This window comes from Endozoicomonas sp. SCSIO W0465, from assembly GCF_023716865.1.
In the GTDB taxonomy this organism is placed as follows: domain Bacteria; phylum Pseudomonadota; class Gammaproteobacteria; order Pseudomonadales; family Endozoicomonadaceae; genus Endozoicomonas.
The window spans coordinates 779,923-804,170 of record NZ_CP092417.1; the positions used below are offsets into that span (position 1 = coordinate 779,923).

The following is a 24,248-nucleotide window of genomic DNA, read 5'->3' on the forward strand; positions in this document are numbered from 1 at the left end:
TTAAGCTTACTTTTTCGGCTTTATGATTGAACTATGGGAGGTTTATCTGGTCAGTATCAATGCGCCATAAAGGCATAATCTGGCCGATTAAGTAGAAATATCCGTACTCACCTATGTCAACCCCTGTATCAAATCAAGCTGCTTTGATCACTTCCCCGGCTTCCAATGCTACGACTGAGCCACTACTGGGCAATAACAGAAAGCGCTATTTTTCTGGGCGCAGGGTTCAACCTGCTGATGCGGAAAACGGGCAAAATCAAGCGGAATTCAGACCACAGTTGCGTGAATCGAAACGGCCTTCGAAAAAACGGAGGTGCCGGCAACGTGTGAATACCGAAGAGACTGGCACATCGACATCCACTGAGCGGGCTTCAACTGTACCACTGGTGAAGCATAATAATCGTGCTCCTCACTCTGTGATTTTCATCCACCCACAGCCAATGGGTATTGAACCGGGTGAAGATTCCTCTTCCTTATTTTCTGCTGGACATCCGACAGAGCGACCTGAGCTGTTAAGTATTGATCGGGAGCCAGATTACAGCGAAATCATTGCAAAGTTTACCGCCACTCATCAACAGCAAATAACGTCAAACCTGAGTCACCCAGTCGTCAAAACTGTATTGTCTGGCGCCAGCACATTACTGAAAACGCTTGAGGGGAGGAGTATTCAGTTATCCATGAACAGAGGTAATCCTCCCCTGCCTACTCTCTTTTCAAAACTTGAGCGATTTAATATTGTTACAGAGTATCAGGTATGTTCAGGGTATTTTGTAAAATCCAATGTGTTTTTTTCGGCTATTGGCAAAACAACGAACAACACTGGCTGTTTAACCAGTATGCTGTATACCAAGCGCAGCATAACCCTGTTCACGGCCATGGAAGATGGTGATGTAGCATCAATTGCTGCCAGCCCGTTTTTAAAGCAGATTGCCTCCATGTGTAATAGCAAAGGCTTACCAGAAAAGGTGAAGTTAGAAGCCTTCCTGAAGCTGGGCTGCCTGAAAGAGGGATGGCGGGGCATTGATGAGGCTGTTAGGGACAAGCCACTCGACCGGTCACTGGTCAGCAAGATTTCCTCCATGTGTAATGGCAAAGGCTTACCGGAAAAGGTGAAAGTGGAAGCCTTCCTGCAGTTGGACTGCTTGAAACAGGGATGGCAGGGCATTGATGAGGCTGTTAAGGACCAGCCCCTCGACCGGGCTCTGGTTACCAACGTTTCCTCCATGTGTAATGGCAAGGGTTTACCGGAAAAGCAGAAACTGGAAGCCTTCCTGAAGCTGGGCTGCTTGAAAGAGGGATGGCAGGGCAATGATGAGGCCGTTAAGGGCAAGCCGGTCGACCGGGCACTGATCACCAGCATTTCCTCCATGTGTCATAGCAAAGGCTTACCGGACAAGGCGAAAGTGGAAGCTTTCCTGAGGCTAGGCTGCCTGAAAGAGGGTTGGCAGGGCATTGATAAGGCCGTTAAGGACCAGCCACTCGACCGGGCACTGATCACTCACATTTCCTCCATGTGTTGTGGTAAAGGCTTACCAGAAAAGAGGAAAGTGGAAGCCTTCCTGAAACTGGGCTGTCTGAAAGAGGGATGGCAGGGCATTGATGATGCCGTTAAGGACCGGCCGCTTGACCGGGCAATGGTCACCCACATTTCCTCCATGTATCATGGCAAAGGCTTTCCGGAAAAACTGAAACTGGAAGCCTTCCTGAAGCTGGACTGTCTGAAAGAGGGATGGCGGGGCATTGATGATGCCGTTAAGGACCGGCCGCTTGATCGGGCAATGGTCACCCACATTTCCTCCATGTGTCATCGCAAAGGCTTACCGGAAAAGCTGAAACTGGAAGCCTTCCTGAAGCTGGGCTGTCTGAAAAAAGGATGGCAGGGCATTGATGAGGCTGTTAAGGACAAACCACTTGACCGGGCACTGGTCGCCAAAATTTCCTCTATGTCTTCCAGCAAAGGCTTACCGGAAAAGGAAAAAGTGGAAGCTTTCCTGACGCTGGACTGCCTGAAAGAGGGGTGGCAAGGCATTGATGAGGCTGTTAAGGGCAAGCCGCTCGATCGGGCACTGGTCTCCAGCATTTCCTCTATGTGTTCTGGCAAAGGTTTACCGGAAAAGGCGAGAGTGGAAGCCTTTCTCAAGTTGGGCTGCCTGAAAAAAGGATGGCAGGGCGTTGATGAGGCCGTTAAGGACAAGCCACTTGACCGGGTACTGATCAACAACATTTCCCCCATGTTTCATTGCAAGGGCCTACCGGGAAAGGCGAAAGTGGAAGCCTTCCTGAAACAGCGATCGGATAACACCCAGGGCGATGAGATAAGAGTGATAAAAGAAGAGGCAACAGTATTAACTTCACTACCTCATCGCATCAACGACCAGGCTCCATTGTGGGTGGCAGAACAGTCCGTCTAAATAGAAGTCAGTGAAAGCAGGCAAACACAAAAAACCTTCTTTAGTCAGCTCGACATACCAAAACGAAAGCCTGTAGAAATTTCTGATGGCGACTCTTAAGCTTGTTGACCTTTGGATGGTGATTGTTGAAAAAGTTAGAAAGTTCAGGCAGTGAGTGAGTAAATTGTGCAGAAAGTATGCTTCTAAGCTTCAGAGTTCGATAGACTACGGACGATTTATTGCCAACGATCAAAATGCCAGAGGGAGTGTGACGTGACCAGAGTTGCCATTGTAGGTGCCGCCGGAAGAATGGGGCGAATGCTTGTGGAAGCCGTTGCTGCTGATCAGCAATGCCAGCTGGGAGCAGCAATTATCCAGCCTGGTGATAGCCTGTTGGGGGTGGATGCGGGGGATTTGGTTGGTGTTGGCGCACTGGGTGTGCCATTAACGGATAACCTGGCGGCAGCCGTCAACGATTTTGACGTTCTGATCGATTTCACGACGCCTGAGTTGACCATGCAGAATGTTGTACTGTGCCGACAGCAGGGGAAAGGTATTGTGATTGGCACCACGGGTTTGAGCAATGATCAGAAAGCGGAGCTCGCAAAAGCGGCAGACGATACGGCCATCATCTTTGCACCTAATATGAGTATCGGGGTCAATCTGGTATTCAAGCTTCTGGAGATGGCGGCAAAAGTGCTGGGTGATGATGCAGATATAGAGGTCATTGAGGCGCATCATCGCCACAAGGTGGACTCTCCTTCCGGAACGGCGTTGAAAATGGGTGAAGTGGTGGCAGATACCATGGGACGTGACCTGCAGAAGTGTGCGGTTTACGGTCGTCAAGGGTATACCGGGCCAAGAGATCGTGAAACCATTGGCTTTGCAACGGTTCGAGCCGGTGATGTGATTGGTGATCATACCGTACTGTTTGCCTGTGAAGGTGAGCGAATTGAAGTCACCCATAAAGCCAGCAGCCGGGTGATCTATGCCCGGGGTTCCTTGCGGGCGGTCCATTTCCTTGCCGACAAAAAGTCCGGCCTGTTCGATATGCAGGATGTGCTGGGCCTGAAGTAATACCCATTACATTGTTCAAGCCTTGGTTACGCTTCAGGTATTCATGCCCACAGTGGGAAAATTTGATGGGTGTATGATGATGGGATTTGAATGGTTGTTCTGAAATAATGATGGACAAGTTCGAGTTGCTGTGATAAAATGAGAAAAATTTGCATTGAATTTATGGTGCTGGCAACAGAATGCGTGATCAAAAGCGAGATGGTTTTTTAAAACATCTCGCTTTTTTTGGGTCTGCAAACTGTGGGACATCATAGCGTTCGGGCATAAAACGCTCAGGTTCAAGTTCGGGAGGATCCTTTGACTAAGACGGCTGTTTTAGCTCTGGAAGATGGCAGTATTTTCCGGGGAATTGCCATCGGTATTGATGGTGAAACCAGTGGTGAGGTGGTTTTTAACACGGCAATGACCGGTTATCAGGAAATTCTCACTGACCCTTCCTATTCCCGCCAAATCGTTACGCTCACCTATCCCCATATTGGTAATACAGGTATTACTCCGGAAGACGAAGAATCTCCACAAATCCATGCGGCAGGTCTGGTCATCAAGGACTTGCCACTGCTGGCCAGCAACTGGCGCAGCAAAATGTCACTGGATGACTATCTGAAGTCCCGCAACATTGTCGCCATCGCCGGCATTGATACCCGCAGGCTGACCCGGATTCTTCGGGAAAAAGGGGCGCAGAACGGCTGTATTATTGCTGGCGACGCCCTTGGTAAAGCTGACGAAACCAGGGCACTGGCCAGGGCTCGTGAATTCCCGGGCCTGAAAGGTATGGATCTGGCCAAAGAAGTGACCACTGACCAGCCTTACGCCTGGACAGAAGGTGTCTGGAGCCTGGAGACCGACAGTCATGCCGACGTGACGGATCTGCCTTTCCACGTAGTGGCTTACGATTTTGGTGTTAAGAGAAACATTCTGCGCATGCTGGCTCAGCGGGGCTGTCGCCTTACCGTTGTGCCGGCCAAAACGCCGGCCAGCGAGGTCCTGGCCCTGAATCCGGATGGTGTTTTCCTCTCTAACGGCCCGGGTGACCCCGAGCCTTGCAATTACGCCATTGCCGCCATCAAGGAAATTCTGGACACATCCTCTCCCGCAGTGCCTGTATTTGGTATCTGCCTGGGTCACCAGCTGCTGGCCCTGGCCAGTGGTGCCAGGACCGAGAAGATGAAGTTTGGTCACCACGGTGCCAACCATCCGGTTCAGGATCTCAAGACCGGACAGGTCATGATCACCAGCCAGAACCACGGTTTCGCAGTAGCTGAAGACTCTTTGCCTGATAACCTGCAAGCAACCCACAAGTCGTTATTTGATGGCAGTCTCCAGGGAATCGAGCGAACCGATCGTCCTGCTTTCAGCTTCCAGGGGCACCCGGAAGCGAGCCCAGGCCCCCACGATGTAGCCGGGCTGTTTGACCGTTTTGTTGAGATGCTGAAGGCAGCAAAGTAACCAACCCCGTTTTGATGTGAGAACAAGATGCCAAAGCGTACTGATATTGAAAGTATTCTGATACTCGGGGCTGGTCCAATTATTATCGGCCAGGCCTGTGAGTTTGACTATTCCGGAGCGCAGGCCTGTAAAGCGCTGAAGGAAGAGGGGTACCGGGTCATCCTGGTCAACTCCAACCCGGCGACCATCATGACCGACCCGGCCATGGCGGACTCAACCTATATTGAGCCGATCCGCTGGGAGACCGTGGAAAAGATTATCGAAAAAGAGCGCCCTGACGCGATTCTCCCCACCATGGGTGGTCAGACCGCACTGAACTGCGCCCTGGATCTTTTCCATAAAGGTGTGCTGGAAAAGTATGGCGTGACCATGATTGGCGCCAACCAGCAGGCGATCGACAAAGCGGAAGATCGTCAGCTGTTTGACCAGGCCATGAAAAATATCGGTCTGGAAACGCCTCGCTCCGGTATTGCCCATACCATGGAAGACGCACGGGCTGTTCTGGATCAGGTTGGCTTCCCCTGTATTATTCGTCCGTCGTTTACCATGGGCGGCACTGGTGGTGGGATTGCCTACAACAAGGCAGAGTTTGAAGAGATCTGCTTCCGTGGTCTCGACCTTTCTCCCACCAATGAGCTGCTGATTGATGAGTCGCTGATTGGCTGGAAAGAGTACGAGATGGAGGTGGTCCGTGACCGCAATGACAACTGTATCATTGTCTGCTCCATCGAAAACTTTGACCCCATGGGGGTTCATACCGGTGATTCCATTACCGTCGCGCCAGCCCAGACGCTGACTGATAAGGAATACCAGATCATGCGTAACGCCTCCATCGCGGTACTGCGTGAGATTGGTGTGGAAACCGGTGGTTCCAACGTACAGTTCGGTATCTGTCCGGATACGGGACGTATGGTGGTCATTGAGATGAATCCACGGGTATCCCGTTCTTCTGCCCTGGCTTCCAAAGCTACCGGTTTCCCGATTGCCCGTGTGGCGGCCAAGCTGGCGGTGGGTTACACCCTGGATGAGCTGAGCAATGAGATCACCGGTGGTGTGGTTCCAGCCTCTTTTGAGCCATCCATCGATTACGTAGTTACCAAAATTCCTCGCTTTGCCTTTGAAAAGTTCCCCCAGGCTGATGACCGTCTGACCACTCAGATGAAGTCGGTGGGTGAGGTAATGGCCATTGGTCGTTCATTCCAGGAGTCCGTGCAGAAAGCACTGCGCGGCCTGGAAACCGGTGCCACGGGCTTTAACTCCATGTTTGATAGCAAACTGGATGCCTGCTCTGATGCGGAGCGTGAAGAGGCCCTGACCCGAATCCGCCGGGAACTGGTGACGCCAAAAGCTGACCGTATCTACTACGTTGCAGATGCCTTCCGTGCCGGTATGACTCTGGAGGAGATCTTTGCTGAGTGCATGATTGATCCCTGGTTCCTGGTACAGATTCAGGATCTGGTGAATGAAGAAGCGTTGCTGGCTAACGACGCTGTTAATGGCAAAGGTCTGGCCTCTCTGTCGAAAGAGCGCCTGTTCCGTCTGAAGCAGAAAGGCTTCAGCGATGCCCGTATGGCTGAACTGCTGGGTATTACCGAAGCCGAGGTACGCAACTATCGTCGTGAACAGCAGGTCAGGCCGGTCTACAAGCGGGTGGATACCTGTGCAGCGGAATTCCAGTCTACGACAGCGTACATGTACTCTTCCTATGACGAAGAGTGTGAAGCCGAGCCTTCCGGCCGTGACAAGATCATGGTGATTGGTGGTGGTCCAAACCGTATCGGTCAGGGGATCGAGTTTGACTACTGCTGTGTCCATGCGGCACTGGCGGCGCGGGAAGACGGTTACGAAACCATTATGGTGAACTGTAACCCGGAGACCGTTTCTACCGATTACGACACCTCTGACCGACTTTATTTTGAGCCGGTAACCCTGGAAGACGTTCTGGCCATCATCGATGTTGAGAAACCCACCGGTGTGATCGTTCAGTACGGTGGCCAGACGCCGCTGAAACTGGCTCGTGCCCTGGAAGCCGAAGGTGTGCCGATTATCGGTACCAGCCCTGAAGCCATTGACCGTGCGGAGGACCGTGAGCGCTTCCAGCAGATGATCCGGAAACTGGGTTTGTTGCAGCCTGCTAATGCAACGGTTCGCAGTGAACAGGAAGCGGTGGCCAAAGCGGCAGAGATTGGTTATCCACTGGTGGTTCGACCGTCCTATGTACTGGGTGGCCGTGCCATGGAAATCGTCGCCGGCGAAGATGAGCTGGTGCGTTATATGAAAGACGCTGTTCAGGTATCCAACGACAGCCCGGTGCTGCTGGACTCCTTCCTGAACCGGGCGGTAGAAGTGGACGTTGATGCGGTCTGTGACGGTGAGCGTGTGGTTATTGGTGCGATCATGCAGCACATCGAACAGGCGGGTATTCACTCCGGTGACTCCAGTTGTTCGCTGCCGCCTTACAGTCTGAACCGTCGTCACCAGGACGAAATCCGTGAGCAGGTTCGGGCCATGGCACTGGAACTGGGTGTTGTGGGCCTGATGAATGTGCAGCTGGCGATTCAGGATGACCTGGTGTACGTGATTGAGGTGAACCCAAGGGCTTCCCGAACCGTTCCATTTGTGTCCAAGTGCATCGGCCACTCTCTGGCCAAGATTGCGGCACGGGTCATGATGGGCAAAACGCTGGAAGAACTGAACTTTACTACTGAGATTGTTCCTCCATACTATAGTGTCAAAGAAGCGGTATTCCCCTTCAATAAGTTCCCCGGTGTGGACCCGATTCTCGGCCCGGAAATGAAATCCACCGGTGAAGTGATGGGGGTGGGGGCAACCTTCCCGGAAGCGTTCCATAAGGCTCAGCTGGCAGAGAATATGCAGCTGCCCAGCGGTGGTAAGGTGATTCTCACGGTGCGTGACTTCGATAAGCCTGAGGTCCCCATGGTTGCACGTCTGCTGATGGATATCGGCTTTGAGCTGCTGGCCACGTCCGGCACTGCGAAAGTGATTGAAGAAGCGGGTCTGCCGGTTACCACCATCAACAAAGTGCATCAGGGAAGACCGCATCTGGTGGACATGATCGTCAATGGTGATATAGCCTTCATGATCAACACTACTGAAGGTCGTCAGGCCATTGCCGATTCTTACCTGATCCGTCGCTCTGCACTGACCAATAAGGTGCTATATACAACCACCATGGCGGGAGCAGAAGCGATTGCACGTTCGATCGCCTTTGGGTCAGAAAGATTGGTCAGACGGCTTCAGGATTTACACGAAGGTAACGTTGGATGAAAAGAATTCCCATGACGGTGGAGGGTGAAAAAGCCCTCCGTGAGGAACTGGCTCATTTGAAGGGGGTGGAACGTCCTCGTATTTCTGCGGCGATTGCCGAAGCGCGGGAGCTCGGAGACCTTAAGGAAAACGCTGAATACCATGCTGCCCGCGAGCAGCAGAGCTTTGCCGAAGGTCGCATCAACGAGATTGAGGCCAAGCTCTCCAATGCCCAGGTAATTGATATTACCTCTATCGCCAAGACCGGCAAGGTGCTGTTCGGTGCCACGATTGTACTGATCAACCTGGATGATGACCGGGAGGTCACCTACAAGATTGTCGGTGACGATGAAGCGGATATCAAAGTGAACAAGATCTCTGTGAACTCTCCGATTGCCCGGGCCCTGATCGGCAAGGAAGAAGGGGATGTGGTGGTGGTTAACACGCCTTCCGGTGGTGTTGAGTATGAGATTGATGAAGTGAAGCATGTTTGACTGGTCAGAAAATTGATTAACTAAAAACGGCACTTTATGTGCCGTTTTTAGTATTCAGAAAAACAAGCTATCAACATTATGACTTCAGTCTTATCTCCTTGTCATTGAACCGTTCATTATGATGCCAATGTTGAGCAGGCATTGATGAACTATTATCAACAGGGCTTGGTCTTGGAAAAGGACGCCAGAGAACTTTGGCCAAACACTTGCCAAAGTCATTGTCAGCAGGGCAACAATAGATAGTACAAAGTACAGGATTACCGCTGATGAAAAAATTGCAGTTAAAAGGATCAGCCAGAGAACGTGGATACCTTCATGGTGAGCTGATGCGTGAAGAGATCAACACCGCCCTGGATTATTATCGCGCCCAATTCTCAGGTGACAGGGCAAGGCTGCAGAACCATGTGAACCTGCTGATGCAACCGTTAATGGCATTCAGACCTGAATACCGGGTTGAAATGGATGCCATAGCGGAAGCGTCTGGTGTTGAACCATTCTGGATTTATTGCATCAATGGCCGCAGTGAACTCATGTCATCCCCCGTCCCCACTGAATGTTCAGTCATCGCTTTTCCTCAACAGGGCTTACTGGGACAGAACTGGGACTGGGCCCGGGCTTTGCAAGGCCAATTAGCACTGGCCGATATTGAGCTGGAATCGGGGCATCGGCTGTTGACCATGACCGAGCCGGGAATGCTGGCCAAAATCGGCATGAATTCCGCCGGGCTTGGTGTTTGTCTCAATATTCTGCCTGCCAATCAGAAGTTAACCGGCCTGCCGGTGCATTTCCTGCTCAGGGCTCTGCTTGAATGCCAGTCCCTGCAGGAGGCCAGAGATCTGATCAATCAATATGGATCAGGCAAAGCCAGCCATGTGATAGTAGCCGATCAACATACATCCATTGCCGTAGAGCTGGCACCTGATCAGCCCTGGTTTCAGTCAACGGAGCAGTCGGTCTATCTTCATACCAATCACTATCTGCAAGCCGGGCAGGCGCAGCCCACATCGTCACGTCCCTGCACAGAGACCCGACTGGAAAAACTGCGGGGGGCAATTCAGCAAACGTCCGGGTTAAACCTGAACACCATGCAGCGACTGCTCAATGAGAATGAGCAGCCCTACCCGATTCTTCGCCCCTATAGCTACCATGAGTTAACCGGATATGGTGGTACATTGGTGACGCTGTTGATGGATCTTGGTAAACGACAAATGTTACTAAGGGAAGGTTTTGATCCGGGAGTAGGATTTGACAGTTACGCTTTTGACTAAAAAATCGGGTGTACCTTCCCCCTTTGGTGCGCTGTCAGTTTTATCCATTACTGGCGGCGCTAGATCAACATCAACGTCAGATCTGACGTTCCTGTCTTTTGTCGTTATGCTTTTTCAGTAAGTGGAAATACCCGTTCAATGTCCTCAGAGAGAAAAGGCCTTCCTTTAGCATTCAACGATGTGCCGATGACCAATGCATCAATAGCCAGCCTGTTATCCCGTTTACGGAAGATTTGCTGCCTAAAGCCAAATTTAAGTTTGGAAAGTCGCACGGGTACTACTTCTACATAAAACTCATCCCCGGGCACCAGCGATATTTTGTAATCCAGCTCGCTTCTCAACACCACCAGATTAATCTTCTCTGCTGCCAACCGGGCAAAATCAATGTCATGAGCGTGCAGAAACTCATGCCGCGCATGCTCAAGATAGTTGAAGTAAACACCGTTGTTGACGATTCCCTGCAGGTCGCACTCATAGTCACGAACTTTCATCTCCAGACTGAATGGCATGGTTTACTCTCCCGAAAATGAACGGCTTGAACTGGCCAGGACCCAACCATTTTGAAAAACGGTAAGAGTATCCTGATGTGTATGAGTTTCAAGTGTTTTCAAAGTGTTTTCAAAGTCCAGCAGACAAAATACTGGAGCCTTTCTGGTATCACAGCTCTAACCCCGGGCAAGGTACTTCACAAAAGCAAGCCATAAGGATTACCGAAGTCTGCACCGTATAAACCGCTGTTTTAGGAATGGCAATTGATCTATAATCCCATTGTCTAAAATAATTCGGCTACACAGGCGAAAGCTTATAAACGAGTCTTAAGCTACTTTTTCTATTAGCTCTGGCAGCACCAGCTCATGTAACGCCTAAAACAAGATAGCCATTAATCGCCTTAAGAGGACAAGCGAGTGTCACGGGGAACTCATATGCGTGCTTTGATTCTGCTAGTCGGGGGACTATTTGCGTCGCTGGTCTTTGCCAAGCCGACTGCAGACCTTGATTCAACTACTCGCGGTGAGATAAGCCAGCGTCTTGCTCCCGTCGGTTCTGTGTGTCTTGCCGGTGAAGAGTGTGCCAGTACTGCCGGGATAGCAGCAAGCTCCAGCAGCGGCCCGAGAAGTGGTGATGCCATTTACAGCCAGTATTGTGTGGCCTGCCATGGTTCCGGCCTGTTAGGTGCACCGAAAAAGGATGATGTTGCTGCATGGCAAGCTGCAGAGAAAACTGCTGGTGGATTCAGCAGCCTGCTCTCCAATGCCATCAACGGTATTCGCAGCATGCCTGCCAAAGGTACCTGTATGGATTGTTCTGATGAAGAGATCAGTATTTCTATTGAATACATGAGTGGCCTCAAGCCCTGACTGCTTACCTCAGGTTTTATGATCAGCTACTGGCAGCTTTTGCCAGTGGACTGATAAATCCTTCCGGTTTCACTGCCAGTATTGAGCAGTAGATACTGTTCATGATGTTTTCAGCCGTATTTCCCACCAGAATACCTTCCTTATGGCGGCCAAGCGTTCCCATTACAATCACATCAACATTTAACTCATTGGCCAGTTGTTGGATTTGGGCTGCAGGGTTGCCTCTGAGTAAGTGAATGGTTACTGACTGCTGTTCATCCTGCTCGGTCACTCCGACTTCCTGCATGATTTCCTGCAATTTGTTGTGGTAGCGCCGCTGGGTTATTTCCTGTAATTCATACAGCTCTTCATCAGACAATGTTTTCAGGGAGCGTCTCCCGAGAGGGACATTCCAGACACTGACCAGATGCAGCTCAGCCTTTTCCTGGCTGGCCAGATAGACCCCGTACTGCAGGAGCGTACGATTCAGGTCATGGGCATCTGAGTCCGGGTCGCCAGCATCCATGGCCACCATGATTTTGCTATTAAATTGCGGGAGTTGATCCCGATCTGCCATCATCAAAACCGGAACCGGGCATTTTCTGAGCAAAGCCAGGTCATTGCCGGTTAACTGCTTACGAGTCAGGGCGCCACTGGTATCCGCCAGTTTGATGACCAGGTCAATATGATGCGCTTTTATCACCTTATGGATAGCTTGCCTGGGGCGTCCGGGAACAATTAATGTCTCCGCTTCAATACCCTGTTCCCAGGCCATGGCCTTCAGCTGTTCAAGCTCATCCGCAAGTTGCTGCCTGAGGTGGTCTTCCAGTTTTTTTTCCAGCGGGATGAATTGCAGATGGTTCAGAGTTTCCAGACTCTGATCAAACAGGGCGATCAGTAACGTGGCCCGGTTATCCAGAGCCAATCGAAAGGCCTGCTGTAGCTCCATATCCGAGGTGTGTTGTCGGGTAACAGCCAGAAGAATCGAACGAAAAGCATGCATCAACTTAGTCTCAAACCAATAACAACCCTACTCAGTATCGCAGGAATTGGTCACCTTGCCTGATATTCTGTTGGTAACCCCGGAATTCTGCTACGAAACCTGTTGCTACAGACTTGGTACGCCCGGCATGGGCATGAACTGATGGGGTGAAAGTCCCCTGTGGGAGAACCTACATCTGACTGGCGGTAAAGACGCCTGCTGATGACAACCACTAGCTTAAGGCAAGTGCAGTCCCGCGAGGGGCTGTGCGGAGGCAGTCTGAGTGCAAAGGTGCGAGCCGACGTACAGAAATCGCATATAAGGCTGAGTCTCTGGGCGAGTGAGCCAAGGATCACAAAGCCCTATGGTTCGTGAGACACGGTAAATGCGGCGGTTGTGCACTGAAAGTTCATGTCCTTATCCGGGGAGATCTGTTCAACATGCGATTGGTAATTCCCAGTTCTCAGCCACTGGTTACAACAGGCTCGGCGAACAGGTCTCATCATCCTGTTCGAGCAAACCCGATGGCAACCAATAGCGCCAGCAGAGGTAACTCCGCGTGGTGATTGGACAGAAGTCAGCAGAGGCCATAGTAGCTGTACGACAGAAGCCATTAACGGATGGGAAGTCGTTAGCGAAGGGCCGAACATCGACGACAAAGAGGAGACTGATTCCCTCAAGGCGATGCAGCCGTCCGGCGACTCACCGTACTTGGCGACAGAATCTTTAACCAGCTTTGAACCATGATCTACTAAATTGCGTACTTGAACCGGCTAATCTGGCAAGTGCATGGAAACAGGTCAAAAGCAACAAGGGTGCTCCGGGTATTGATGGAGTCACTATTGAAGCTTATCCAGACTTTGCCAAACAGCATTGGCCTTCAGTGCGTCAAGCCTTATTGGACGGAACCTACCAGCCATCACCCGTGCGCCGACATGTTATAGAAAAGCCGGACGGCGGTGAGCGTTTGCTGGGAATCCCTACCGTGATGGATAGGGTCATACAGCAGGCCATTGTGCAGGTGCTGACCCCTGTCTTTGATCCGGGTTTCTCTCCAAACAGCTTCGGCTACCGACCGGGACGGTCAGCACACGACGGAGTCCGTCAGGTTAAGCAGTTGATCAACCGGGGGCTTCATTACGCTGTTGACGTTGATCTGAGTAAATTCTTTGATACGGTTAATCACGACGTTTTGATGTCGAGGGTCTCCCGTAAGGTCCGCGACAAACGCCTTCTGAAACTGATTGGTAGCTACCTGCGCTCCGGTGTCATGATTGAGGGCAATGTCTACCCGACCAGGGTTGGCATGCCACAGGGTGGGCCTTTATCACCCTTGCTGTCTAATGTGGTCCTCGACGAACTCGACAAGGAGCTTGAATATCGGGGTCATTGCTTTGCAAGATACTGTGATGATTTTGTGATTCTCGTCAAAAGTCAGCGTGCTGGGATCGGGTGATGCACAGCATTACCCAATTCATTGAACGCAAATTGAAACTGAAGATTAACTCCCGGAAAAGTAAAGTTGTGAAAGCAACAGAAAGCGAATTCCTGAGTTTCACCTTCACAGGGAAGAAAGTTCGCTGGGCCCAGAAGTGTCTGGACCGATTCAAATACCGGATACTCAAGTTGACCAGTCGTCGCTGGGGTGTCTCAATGCAACATCGGTTACGCAAATTGGCACAATATATCCGGGGTTGGATGGGGTATTTCCGGTTATCGGAATATCACCGACCAATTCCCCTGCTGGATCAATGGATACGTCGGCGAATCCGTTGCTGCTTTCTGAAGCAATGGCGCAAGCCGAAAACCCGTTTTAAGAATCTGGTCAGGTTAGGCGTTGATAAAATTAACGCCGCCAAGATCGCAGCCAGCAGCAAAGGGTATTACCGTCTGAGTAAAACCTATGCGGTACAACAGGCACTGAATAACAGTTACCTCGCGAAAATTGGGCTTGTTTCATTGAAAGACTTATGGATCAGGTTTCACCATCATCGTTGAACCGCCCGGTGCGGACCCGCATGCCGGGTGCTGTGGGGAGGGCTGGAGAAAGACCGGCCCTTACCCGATTAGAACAATATTACTGCTATATAATCGCGCTCCCAATGATTTCTCCTGTATAAGGTTCACGGCACGTTTATGAAACTGATTAAGAGAATGTTCATCGTCGCCGCACTGCTCTGTGCCGCCCAGCTCCAGGCCTCAGATAATTCTTCAGGAAATACGGCTGAAAAACTGTATTTCTATAACTGGAGCGATTACATCGCTGAAGACACCATCAAGAATTTTACCGATAAAACCGGCATCAACGTCGTTTATGACGTTTATGACAGTAATGAGGTGCTTGAAGGTAAACTGCTCTCCGGACGCAGTGGTTTCGACCTGGTTTCACCTTCCCACGATTTTTACAAGACGCAGATTCGTGCGGGTGTTTATGAGCCACTGGATAAGTCCAGGCTGCCCAACCTGAAGCATCTCGACCCTGTCATTATGAAGGCCATCTCAGAGAACTTTGATGAAGGCAATACATACGGCATCCCCTACCTCTGGGGAACCACGGGTATTGGCTATAACAAGGCGGCGGTGGAAAAAGCGCTCGGAAAAGATGCCCCGGTAGATAGCTGGTCTCTGATCCTTGAGCCTGAGAATATGAAGAAGCTGCAACAATGTGGCGTGGCGTTCCTTGATGCCCCAAGTGAAGTACTGCCTTCTGTGATGGCTTACCTCAACATTCCCGGCGATAGTCTGGACATGGCGGATTACAAGAAAGCCGTTGCCAGGATGAAAGCCATTTCTCCTTACATCGCTTACTATCACTCTTCCCGTTCTTTGTCTGACCTGGCCAATGGTGATATCTGTGTAGCCCTGATGTGGTCCGGTGATGCGATGATTGCCCGTGATCGTGCCAAAGAGGCAGGGAATGGCCTGGACATCCGTTATGTTGTTCCCAAAGAGGGAGCAGCCATGTGGTTTGATATGCTGGCAATTCCCAATGATGCGCCTCATAAAGACGCAGCCCATCAGATGCTGAACTATCTGATGGAGCCAAAGGTGATTGCCGATGTGACCAACTACGTTAACTACAGCAACCCTAATCCTGCTTCTAAACCGTACGTTGATCCGGAAATCGCTAAAGATCCCGGTGTCTTCCCAAGCGATGAGACCATCGAAAAGCTCTTTGTTTTCAAAGAGCTGCCATCCAAGCTGAAACGTTATATCACCCGTGAGTGGGCCAGAATCAAGTCTGGAAACTGATGTTTTTCAAACCGTTATCAGAACGAACCTTTCTGATAACGGTTACCCTGGCTCCACTCATCCAATCATTCTAAAAAAAACAACAAGCACTGCCCAATACGCCATACTTTAATGATTGATTCATTTTCACCCGGCCAGTACATGGACAGTAGAATAACCTCTCTCAGTATCCTGATTTTGGAAGACCATCCCTTTCAGCGCATGGTCGCAGAGCAAACGGTATCAGGCCTTAACGTTGGCAGACTGCTTACTGCACAGAGCAGTGAAGAGGCTCTGAAGTTGCTTCAAAGCGGGGGTGCCGTTGATATCGTTATCTGTGATCTTGATATGCCGGGCATGGATGGTATTCAGTTTATCCGCCACCTCGCAGAGCAACAGCTTTCCCGGGGCGTGATTGTTCTCAGTGCCATGGAGGCGTCTTTAATCCGAATGGTGGAAGATATGGCCCAGGCTCATGGGCTGATGGTGCTGGGCCATATGACCAAACCCATGTCCCGCACCCGCCTCAGGGAATTACTGGAATTTTACTGCTCAGAACAGGCTGAGAATAAAGCCTGCCCCGTCACCTCCAGAGAACTGATCCTTAATGAAGATGTGCTTGAGCAAGCCATTGATGACAATCAGTTCGTACTTTATTACCAGCCAAAGGTCTTGCTGAAAAGTGGGCGCATGATCTCTGTTGAAGCCCTGACCCGCTGGCATCATCCGGACGTCGGGGTTATCAGCCCCGTCCACTTTATCCCCATGATGGAGAGCTCCGGTTTGATCACCCCAATGACCACCAAAATGATCGACCTGGCACTGGAGCAGATTCGAACCTGGCGTGAGCAGGAAAGAAATATTGCCGTAGGCATAAATCTCTCTGCCGCTATTCTGATCAATACCGATCTACCCGACATGCTGATTCGCAAGATGCGGGACCTGAGTATTCCTCCAGAGCTTCTGATCCTTGAGATTACAGAAAGCAGCCTGATTCAAAATGCGGCACTTTCCCTGGAGACCTTGGCCAGGCTCAAGCTCCACGGCTTCTCTCTCTCCATTGATGACTTTGGTACTGGCTATTCGAGCATGCAGCAGTTAAACCGGATTCCTTTCAGTGAACTGAAAATTGATCGCTCATTTGTCTCTAATGCCTGCAATGACAAAACCCATAAAGCGATTGTTGAAGCCAATATCGGCCTGGCCCACAAGCTTAATATGCAAACCGTTGCAGAGGGTGTAGAAACACTTGAGGGCTGGCAGTTGCTGAATGAGTTAAATTGTGATCAGGCGCAGGGCTTCTTCATTGCCCAGCCCATGCCCGCCAATGAGATCCCTCAATGGGAGCAGGAGTGGCTGGCAAGACAACCTATTACCCTACCCAAGCCCTGTATCTGAGCAATTACTGATCCTGGCTGTCCACTTTTGACAACCCCGATTGACAACCCCGATCAGGGGGCTGTCATCCTGTCATCTCGATTTAACTGCAAAAATCACCCCATACCTGAATGACATTCCCCCTTAAAAGAAGCCCATCCAGGTCATCAGCATCAATACCGCAAAGATTAACAGTACCCCCAATGGGCTAAGAATCCGGGCTGTTTTGATAAAGTCCCTAGGAGGCTGTCCGAGAATAGCCTGATTAAGTATAATCAGGCATCTTCTGCCCACTTTGTTGTTGCCGAAACGGATGTCATCAATCAAATTCAAAGATAACCCTGCTGATTTTGACCAGCACCTGATGTTTCCATCGAACATCTTCGACCTGCTGCCACCAGATCATGATTGCTTCGTTTTTGAAGATATCTTCAAGCATATCGACACCTCTGAAGTGGAAAAGCAGTATCACCATCTTGGCCAGAATGCCTACCACCCACGACTGATTATATCGATCCTGATCTATGCCTATAGCCATGGTGTGTTCAGCTCCAGGGAGATTGAACGGCGCTGCAATCAGGACTTGGCTTTCATGTATATCGCCAAACAGCACTGCCCAAATTTCCGGGTGCTCAGTGACTTTCGTAAAAACCAGGCCACCTTTTTTAAAAGCAGTTTCAAACAGAGCGTGCTGCTCGCCCGGGAACTACAGATGGCCTCGCTGGGCCACATCGCTCTTGATGGTTCCAAATTCAAAGCCGACTCATCAAAGCATAAGGCCATGAGCTACGCACGACTTAAGGCCAAAGAAGCTGAATTAATGGCTGAAGTTGAGGCCCTGATTAAAAAAGCCGAAACCAGTGACAGTGAAGAGGACGATGCTTATCAGCAGGAGACTGGCTACAGCATTCCTGAAGACTTGCAATTCAAGCAGGAACGGTTAGAGAAAATCCAGGAGGCCAAAAAAGCGCTTGAAGAACGGGAACAGGCCCTGAATCCCGATAAGCCGATAGACGACAAAAAGCAAATCAGCTTTGCTGATCATGATGCCAGGATCATGGGTAAAAAAGGCAGTGGCTATCAGTACAGTTATAACGCCCAGATCAGCGTCGACAGCGATAATGGTATCATTGTTGGCCAGCACATCAGCCAGCATGCCAATGACAAGCAGGAAGTAAAGCCTGCACTTGAAGCCATTGCAGAAGCAACAGATAACGCGTCCATTGGCAAAATGAGTGAGGATAATGGCTATTACTCAGGGCCCAACCTGCAAGCGTTTGATGATGCGAACATTGACGCTTACATGGCTACGGATCGACAGGAGAAGCCTGCAACAGAGGGACTGGAAGACTCTGACAGAAAGTTTGTCAAAGCGGATTTTATTTACCATGAAGCAGACGACAGCTTTACCTGCCCTGCCGGTGAGAAGCTGATTTATAACACGGCTAGCAAAGCAAAACACAAAAGCTACCGCGTCAGTAAAGATATCTGCCGGGATTGCCCGTTACGTAAAAGGTGCAGTGGTGACAACAAAGACCCGGGGAAAGTGATTCGCACAGACCGCCACGAAGCCATACGCCAGGCGATGAACCGCAAAATGGAAACCAAAGAGGCCAAAGCGGTTTATGAGCGTCGCAAGGTGATTGCGGAACCGCCTTTTGGCCAAATCAAGAACTCAGGATTCAGAGGGTTCAGTGTCCGGGGTAAGGAAAAAGTGGCTGGAGAATTTTCACTGGTCTGCAGTGCTTATAATTTCAAAAAAATTGTCAAATCGGTTTCAACGGGATCAATCCGTCTTGAAGAAGCAAAAAGGCTTAAAATGGCAGCATAAAGGCAAGCAAAAGGGTAAAAAACGCAATTTTTACCCCAAAACAGGCTAAATTTAGGTCAATATTTGATCAGCCAAGAAAATGCTGAAGCTTTCGTTTTTTCAATAGCTAGTTCTCGGACAGCCTCCTAGTACTCACCAGACCGGTCGCATGGGCCAGGGCATTTGGAGGAGTACTAATTGGCAGGCCCATACCCAGAGAAGACGCCAGGGCAACCGCAGTACCAATGACCACCAGCCCACCCATCTCGTCAATACTGGCGACAGATGTTGACATAGAGACGGCAATGGGCATCAACAGGTTAGCAGTGGCCGTATGGGACATAAACGTCGCCATAATCATGCACAACACACTGATACCCAGAATGATGGCCACCGCACCAAACTGTTCAAATGGCACCAGGCTGACAATCAGCTTGGCCAGCCCGGAAGAAGCAAGCGCAGTCCCAATGGCAATACCACCGGAAAGGAGCCAGAGTACATCCCAGCTGATATGCTTCAAATCATGCTTGTCCACGATACCACACAGACTGAATACAGCGACCGGGATAATAGCGACGGCATAAGCATTGATGCCGTGGACGCTGGAGAACATCCACAGCAGGATGGTCAACGCCATGGTGACATAAACAATGTAGGGCTTCAGGCCCCTTTCAAAACGACCATCAATCTGGACATCCAGATCGCTGCCGTTGGCAGGGTACATCTTCTGAAGCAACCACCAACTGAAAGCAATCATAATGACGGTAATGGGTACTGCGAACAGCATCCAGCCACCAAACGACAATGCATGCTCACCAACAAAGTAACGAAATGCAATGGCATTGGGTGGTGTACCGATCGGTGTTCCCATACCACCGAGGTTTGCTGCAATGGGAATGCTCAGAACCATAGCGCGACAGCCCGGGTCCTGACTGTCCATGCGGGACACCAGTGGCGTCATAATGGTCAACATCATAACGCTGGTCGCGGTGTTGCTCATGAACATGGAGAAGATGGCTGTAATGATCATCACGCCCAGCATCACAATTTCGTACTTTTGGCCAAAAGGCTTTAATAATACCCGGGCCAGGTTGATATCGACTTTGTATTTCGCACAGGCCAGCGCAATAAAGAATCCTCCCAGGAAAAGAACAATAACGGGGGATGCCAGGCTATTAAAAATAGTCACATAGTTCAGCATGTCCTCCCCAAGACCCTCCCTGAGAGGAAAAGGTGCGCTGTTTGAAGCGGTCAAAACCAGCAACATGATAATCAGGAGGGAGGTAGCAAACGCTGGTACGGCATCACTGACCCACAACAGAGTGGCAAGAATAAAAATAGCCATCACCCGTTGTTGTAAGACTGAAAATAAACCTTCAGGAAATACCAGTTCGGGAAAGCAAAACAGCACCAAAAAAACGATTGCTATGGGGACAATCTTTTTAAGCGAAGTCATTTGAACCATACCATACATGAGCCAATAAAATGGGGGATGTGTTCAAATAGCTGAAGCACCGAGGCTAATCAGTAGAAAGCAGACATTGTCGTTCTTTTAATGATTGGCGGTTAAATCACTCAGTGCAAAATGCTGGTTATCACTACCCGGAGCCAGAACACACCTTTGTTATAGAACAGTTTTGCACAATGTTATTGTTAACTGCCCTGAGCCAGGTCATAAAGCTGCGCATTTTTTCTTGCTCATTAGAAATAATGCTTTACAACCTTTCCTGAGGGTTTCTGATGAGCTGGAGGCCCAGAGACTTCTCTGACAAAGAATCCTTGCGGGGCATAAGGGTTGCCGCCTTGTTAAAATGGCATGCCTTTCTTTCAGTCGGGCACTCTCTCATTGGCAACATTCGTTATGTTTTGCTGTTACCTGAGAATCGTCTTTTTCTAAAAGTGTTTTAAGCGCGATAAATCCAACGATGGCCTGATCAAGTCTTTGTACTGCAGAGCGTTGTCCTTCAAAAACCGATTGATCCGGCTTCCAATTAGCCGAAAGGGCTTGCAGCATTCGTTCAGAATCACTGGTGGGCTGATCTTTTGTGGTTGTAGCTGTTTGTGTCTGTAGATTTCTGAAAAGTTCCTTTCTTGTTTTCAGGAAATCCTGCATATCGGGTATGGGGTGAAGCTCTTCCATAAACTGCTTGATCTGATTCATTTCATTGATGATAAAAGCTATTCTCTGCTCAAGATGATGTTTTTGATGATGATGTTCTGAATTTTCAGGATCTACCATCATACTCTGAGTCAGTTGATGACTGGCATTGCTGGCTTGCTGAAGTGCTTTTTCATAAAGGGATACGCTGTAGCCTGCTCGTTTTATCAGTTTCGGGATTTCCTGAGGGTCATATAAGCGTGTAAGAAAATAGAGGTTTTGTAAGCTGATAGGTTGCTCTGGATTTTTTTTATGCAGCCATTTCGAGTCGTACTGCTTTGGCCGTGCAATAGCTTCATCACGTGCTTTTGTGCAAAACTCTTTCATGTTCTTGAAATGTTCAACAAACCGTCCTGCTCTATTAAACTGGTCAGTGTGTGGCTGCCATAAACTGTAAGCTTGATCACCATAGGCCCAGACCCTGAGTACGGGAAATTTTTCAATTACAGACAATTGGTGATCAGCGTTATTGAGTATGTCGTTTAAACTGACTTCGTCTTCACAGCATTCAAGCTGTATGGCTAGCTGTTTCAGTATATCTCCCGTTGTGTTAACCAGTTTTGCATAATCTGAAGCAAACTTTGAACCCTCCAGTTTTTCAGTGATTTTTCTTGTCATATTATCGTGTAGATGTCTTTGGCTCTCAATTCTTAGCGCTTGTTTTTGATCAATCTGCCGTTTTTTATCTTGATAGATATTCAGTATTTTTTTATTGTACTCCCTTTCACTTTTTTCCAGCTCCTTTAAATAATTCTGATATATGTGTTCGATATTATTCAGCTTATTCTGACACTCTTCCGAAAGGGAATTGACCGTTTCGATTAACCCTTTGGTCGCACTCAATTCAGGGATTTTTACTTGAACTACACTTGTACAAACTTCTTTAAGAAGTGGGGTACATACGCTATGAATACGATGGACCAGTTGACTATATTCAGGTGTAATTTGTAAGTCACCTTGCCTGACAAGGCTGAGCAATTGCTCTGCCATGTGTGTCACAATGATTGCCAGTTGAGAAATTCTTTCTTTATGGTTGCCGTCCTGGGCGGTCAGGAACATCTTATGGTTACAGATGGTCTTTAGTAAGCACATGAAAATGCTGAGGTGATCCTGAGATTGCAAGGGTGTTTTCAAGGTAGAAAGTATTGTACATTCCAGTTTTTTCAGAGTCTCGGAGAGTAGTGTTTTAATGTTTTTTCTGGTTTCAGTTTCTTGTTTTGATAGTAGATTCTGAATGGTGTTGCTTTGTAGAACGAAACATAGAGTCTCTGTAAGCATGAGGTGCTCATTGGGAAACGATTGAATATGATTTCTCATGGTTGAAATTATCCCAAGGTAACTGTACAAGGCCCATAGCAGCTCTGAGTCAATGTTTGGTGTGTGCATAGCTAACGGCAGAAGGATTATTTTGTGAACAAGGTCACACGTGAATAGAATATGATCCTTAATGCATCGCTTGGAAAATGTGTCCGGTGGGCAAGCTACTGTGTTACTGACTATATTGTTTAATTTTTTATCCAGGCATAGTTGAAGCGTATGAATAGCACCAAGTAGTTTAAAAATCTGAGCATCACAATTTCTCAAATCATCCAGGTTAACTTCTTCGGATTTGAATATCTGCGGTACTTTTTTCATGACTTCATGATTAGATAGATTTGCCCGGCAGTATAAAGCTTGTGCAGGTCGAAGAAATGGAGCACTAACTTTGTGCATGCTTGGTTTTAGATTGGGAAAAAATAACATGAGTATGGTTTCAACATACCACTGATCATGTGTTGCCAGTGCTTCCGTTAGATTTTTCCCGGCTGATGTAAAAACTCCTGACTTAAGGATTTCGTACTCCTCTTGGGAGGTTTTCTGTCTGGAAAATTCAGCTGCAAGACTGGTGATCAGTCTGGCCCTCTGTTGAAACAATTCCGGATTCTTGATCGCTGCATAGTATAACAGTCGCTGACTACAAGAGTGAATGTCGGCAGTGCTTGTAGGTCTGGTTAAAATATAATTTGGGTTAAGCAATCTTTTTAAGTCTTTTTCATTTGGGGTTTTTACATTTAAACCAAACTGATCCAGTTTTTCTCTACATTCTTTAAGCTTGGTTCTTAGTTGCGCTTTAGAGAGATGGGAACGTTTGGGTTTATCTAATTTAAAGTTGTTGAGATACAGTAACTCCAGTACAGCTGGGTGCTTCCTGATGCCTGTGTCTGTCGTCTGTTTCAGGCTCAGCAGCTCACTAACCTGAATTGAAGGTGACCCTGTAGCGTTGCGTGTGAACTCGGGATGTTCAGTGTTTATTGGCTCAATCAGCTGTTTTGCAAAATCCATTGTGACCGGCATTGTAGCGGACCTGTCTTTTATGGCTGAAAGAAATTCATTGAATCTATTTTGGTTTCTCAGGGATATTAATAACCCCTCTCTGCTTTGCCTAAGCTCATCTATTCTTTCTGCACTACACAATCCTGTTGCCTGGTCAGGATTTTGTTCAACAATACATAATGTCTTTAGTGATTCATGTGCTGCCATAAGAGCCCGGATCATTACTGAGAACTGTCTGGCTTCATCAGATGATTCATTGTTGAATAAAAGTGATCTTATGATTGGGGTGGGGATGTTTTTGTGGAAGCCTTCCTGAAGGTACTTCGTGGTGAATTGATGGTTGTTGTCTGTTGATTTTTTTACTTTTTCTTCCAGGGATTCAATATAGACAGTACCGCTGTGATCAAATTTGGCTGCAAGGTATTCTCTGGTTTTTATTGCCTTTATTTCCTCCTCAGTCAGAATATTTAATTGAATTTTTAACGGATTCTTTGGATATCTTGCATGGTGTAGCCTGATGTTGATTTGTTCAGGAATAGCAAGTGGCTCAATACCCGGAATTGTGTTGACTACGGGAGAGAACTTCTTCATTAGACTTTTTTTCAAGTTCGTTGCAGACTCCATGGTACAGAAAAGATCAATGTCATTAGGTAGTACATTAAATTCCTGCATCAGCAGGGCCATTGACCCATGAAATATGTATTCCGGATTTTGGGTGAGCTCTATGACCACGCTGACAAGCTCTGCCGGAAGGCCTGTATCCTGCTTTTGGGTACCGGAAGCTCTTTGATTCTCAGATGGGTTCACTGATCGTGTAGAGTCAGGGTTTGTAAGGTGAGGGTTCGCTCTTGCAGAGGTAACCGCTCTCTCCACAACCATTTCAGTGGAGGGGGAAAGGCTAAAGTCTTGCGCCTGACGGATGATAGGGCGAGCCGGAAAAAGCTGTGGAGCTGGTTTCAGATACTGTTGTTGATCTTGTACCACTATCGGGCCTTGTTGAAGGGAGTTGTGTTGTGTGGTCAGGGGAAGGGTAAAGTTGCTCGCCGTTCGGTTATCCATTTTTAATCCTTTAGGTGATCTATTAATCACTAGACATTA

Annotated in this window: 16 protein-coding genes; 12 read left to right on the top strand and 4 right to left on the bottom strand. The window is 48.8% G+C overall.

The annotated features are described in order from the left end of the window. The first annotated feature begins 836 nt into the window (after positions 1 to 836). The 6 genes from MJO57_RS03365 (at position 837) to MJO57_RS03390 (ending at position 9,942) form a co-directional block, all read left to right on the top strand. Complete coding sequence (locus MJO57_RS03365; protein WP_252022951.1) at positions 837 to 2,411, top strand: hypothetical protein; 1,575 nt, start codon at positions 837 to 839, stop codon at positions 2,409 to 2,411. 252 nt (positions 2,412 to 2,663) lie between these two features. Beyond that, a complete protein-coding gene (dapB, locus tag MJO57_RS03370; RefSeq protein WP_252022952.1) occupies positions 2,664 to 3,467 on the top strand; it encodes a 4-hydroxy-tetrahydrodipicolinate reductase in 804 nt (267 codons plus the stop codon). 297 nt (positions 3,468 to 3,764) lie between these two features. Next, on the top strand, positions 3,765 to 4,913 hold the full coding sequence (gene carA, locus MJO57_RS03375; RefSeq protein ID WP_252022953.1) for a glutamine-hydrolyzing carbamoyl-phosphate synthase small subunit: 1,149 nt from the start codon (positions 3,765 to 3,767) through the stop codon (positions 4,911 to 4,913). Between the two features lie 27 nt (positions 4,914 to 4,940). Further along, positions 4,941 to 8,201, top strand: a complete 3,261-nt coding sequence (gene carB / locus MJO57_RS03380; RefSeq protein ID WP_252022954.1) for a carbamoyl-phosphate synthase large subunit — start codon at positions 4,941 to 4,943, stop codon at positions 8,199 to 8,201. After that, positions 8,198 to 8,674 (top strand): transcription elongation factor GreA, encoded by a 477-nt coding sequence (gene greA, locus MJO57_RS03385; protein WP_252022955.1) that lies wholly within the window; start codon positions 8,198 to 8,200, stop codon positions 8,672 to 8,674. Before carB ends, greA begins: the two co-directional genes overlap by 4 nt. A 266-nt stretch (positions 8,675 to 8,940) precedes the next feature. Beyond that, the gene (locus MJO57_RS03390; RefSeq protein WP_252022956.1) at positions 8,941 to 9,942 is read left to right on the top strand and encodes a C45 family peptidase; all 1,002 of its coding nucleotides are present in this window, start codon (positions 8,941 to 8,943) and stop codon (positions 9,940 to 9,942) included. A 104-nt stretch (positions 9,943 to 10,046) separates the two neighbouring features. On the opposite strand, the gene MJO57_RS03395 is transcribed toward MJO57_RS03390, so the two are convergent. Then, a complete protein-coding gene (locus tag MJO57_RS03395; RefSeq protein WP_252022957.1) occupies positions 10,047 to 10,451 on the bottom strand; it encodes a thioesterase family protein in 405 nt (134 codons plus the stop codon). A 414-nt stretch (positions 10,452 to 10,865) separates the two neighbouring features. Between MJO57_RS03395 and MJO57_RS03400 the strand changes: the two genes are divergently transcribed. After that, on the top strand, positions 10,866 to 11,300 hold the full coding sequence (locus MJO57_RS03400) for a cytochrome c5 family protein (protein ID WP_252022958.1): 435 nt from the start codon (positions 10,866 to 10,868) through the stop codon (positions 11,298 to 11,300). Between the two features lie 22 nt (positions 11,301 to 11,322). Here MJO57_RS03400 and MJO57_RS03405 read toward each other — a convergent pair whose 3' ends face one another. Beyond that, entirely contained in the window at positions 11,323 to 12,282 is a 960-nt protein-coding gene (locus MJO57_RS03405) for a universal stress protein (protein WP_252022959.1), read from the bottom strand. 715 nt (positions 12,283 to 12,997) lie between these two features. Here MJO57_RS03405 and ltrA point away from each other — a divergent pair. From ltrA to MJO57_RS03430, 5 genes are all read left to right on the top strand, one after another. Beyond that, on the top strand, positions 12,998 to 13,717 hold the full coding sequence (gene ltrA, locus MJO57_RS03410; RefSeq protein ID WP_252022960.1) for a group II intron reverse transcriptase/maturase: 720 nt from the start codon (positions 12,998 to 13,000) through the stop codon (positions 13,715 to 13,717). Continuing rightward, positions 13,717 to 14,259 carry a group II intron maturase-specific domain-containing protein gene (locus tag MJO57_RS03415; protein WP_252022961.1) on the top strand — a complete coding sequence of 181 codons (543 nt, stop codon included), beginning with the start codon at positions 13,717 to 13,719 and terminating at the stop codon, positions 14,257 to 14,259. The genes ltrA and MJO57_RS03415 overlap by 1 nt, the downstream gene beginning before the upstream one ends. A 138-nt stretch (positions 14,260 to 14,397) precedes the next feature. Continuing rightward, positions 14,398 to 15,513, top strand: a complete 1,116-nt coding sequence (locus MJO57_RS03420) for a polyamine ABC transporter substrate-binding protein (RefSeq protein WP_252022962.1) — start codon at positions 14,398 to 14,400, stop codon at positions 15,511 to 15,513. A gap of 111 nt (positions 15,514 to 15,624) precedes the next feature. Continuing rightward, positions 15,625 to 16,890, top strand: a complete 1,266-nt coding sequence (locus tag MJO57_RS03425) for an EAL domain-containing protein (protein WP_252022963.1) — start codon at positions 15,625 to 15,627, stop codon at positions 16,888 to 16,890. Positions 16,891 to 17,182: 292 nt separating this feature from the next. Beyond that, the gene (locus MJO57_RS03430) at positions 17,183 to 18,700 is read left to right on the top strand and encodes an IS1182 family transposase (protein ID WP_252017502.1); all 1,518 of its coding nucleotides are present in this window, start codon (positions 17,183 to 17,185) and stop codon (positions 18,698 to 18,700) included. A 106-nt stretch (positions 18,701 to 18,806) separates the two neighbouring features. On the opposite strand, the gene MJO57_RS03435 is transcribed toward MJO57_RS03430, so the two are convergent. Then, a complete protein-coding gene (locus tag MJO57_RS03435) occupies positions 18,807 to 20,135 on the bottom strand; it encodes a DASS family sodium-coupled anion symporter (RefSeq protein WP_252022964.1) in 1,329 nt (442 codons plus the stop codon). 387 nt (positions 20,136 to 20,522) lie between these two features. Continuing rightward, the gene (locus MJO57_RS03440) at positions 20,523 to 24,209 is read right to left on the bottom strand and encodes a hypothetical protein (protein ID WP_252022965.1); all 3,687 of its coding nucleotides are present in this window, start codon (positions 24,207 to 24,209) and stop codon (positions 20,523 to 20,525) included. Between the last annotated feature and the right edge of the window lie 39 nt (positions 24,210 to 24,248).

What these genes read in the sequence shown, in the direction of transcription:
- MJO57_RS03430 (WP_252017502.1), top strand. Translation starts at nt 17,183, where the DNA reads ATGTCATCAATCAAATTCAAAGATAACCCTGCTGATTTTGACCAGCAC.
- MJO57_RS03390 (WP_252022956.1), top strand. Translation starts at nt 8,941, where the DNA reads ATGAAAAAATTGCAGTTAAAAGGATCAGCCAGAGAACGTGGATACCTT.
- MJO57_RS03440 (WP_252022965.1), bottom strand. Translation starts at nt 24,209, where the DNA reads ATGGATAACCGAACGGCGAGCAACTTTACCCTTCCCCTGACCACACAA.
- MJO57_RS03435 (WP_252022964.1), bottom strand. Translation starts at nt 20,135, where the DNA reads ATGACTTCGCTTAAAAAGATTGTCCCCATAGCAATCGTTTTTTTGGTG.
- MJO57_RS03420 (WP_252022962.1), top strand. Translation starts at nt 14,398, where the DNA reads ATGAAACTGATTAAGAGAATGTTCATCGTCGCCGCACTGCTCTGTGCC.
- MJO57_RS03395 (WP_252022957.1), bottom strand. Translation starts at nt 10,451, where the DNA reads ATGCCATTCAGTCTGGAGATGAAAGTTCGTGACTATGAGTGCGACCTG.
- greA (WP_252022955.1), top strand. Translation starts at nt 8,198, where the DNA reads ATGAAAAGAATTCCCATGACGGTGGAGGGTGAAAAAGCCCTCCGTGAG.
- MJO57_RS03405 (WP_252022959.1), bottom strand. Translation starts at nt 12,282, where the DNA reads ATGCATGCTTTTCGTTCGATTCTTCTGGCTGTTACCCGACAACACACC.
- carB (WP_252022954.1), top strand. Translation starts at nt 4,941, where the DNA reads ATGCCAAAGCGTACTGATATTGAAAGTATTCTGATACTCGGGGCTGGT.
- MJO57_RS03415 (WP_252022961.1), top strand. Translation starts at nt 13,717, where the DNA reads ATGCACAGCATTACCCAATTCATTGAACGCAAATTGAAACTGAAGATT.
- MJO57_RS03365 (WP_252022951.1), top strand. Translation starts at nt 837, where the DNA reads ATGCTGTATACCAAGCGCAGCATAACCCTGTTCACGGCCATGGAAGAT.
- MJO57_RS03425 (WP_252022963.1), top strand. Translation starts at nt 15,625, where the DNA reads ATGATTGATTCATTTTCACCCGGCCAGTACATGGACAGTAGAATAACC.
- MJO57_RS03400 (WP_252022958.1), top strand. Translation starts at nt 10,866, where the DNA reads ATGCGTGCTTTGATTCTGCTAGTCGGGGGACTATTTGCGTCGCTGGTC.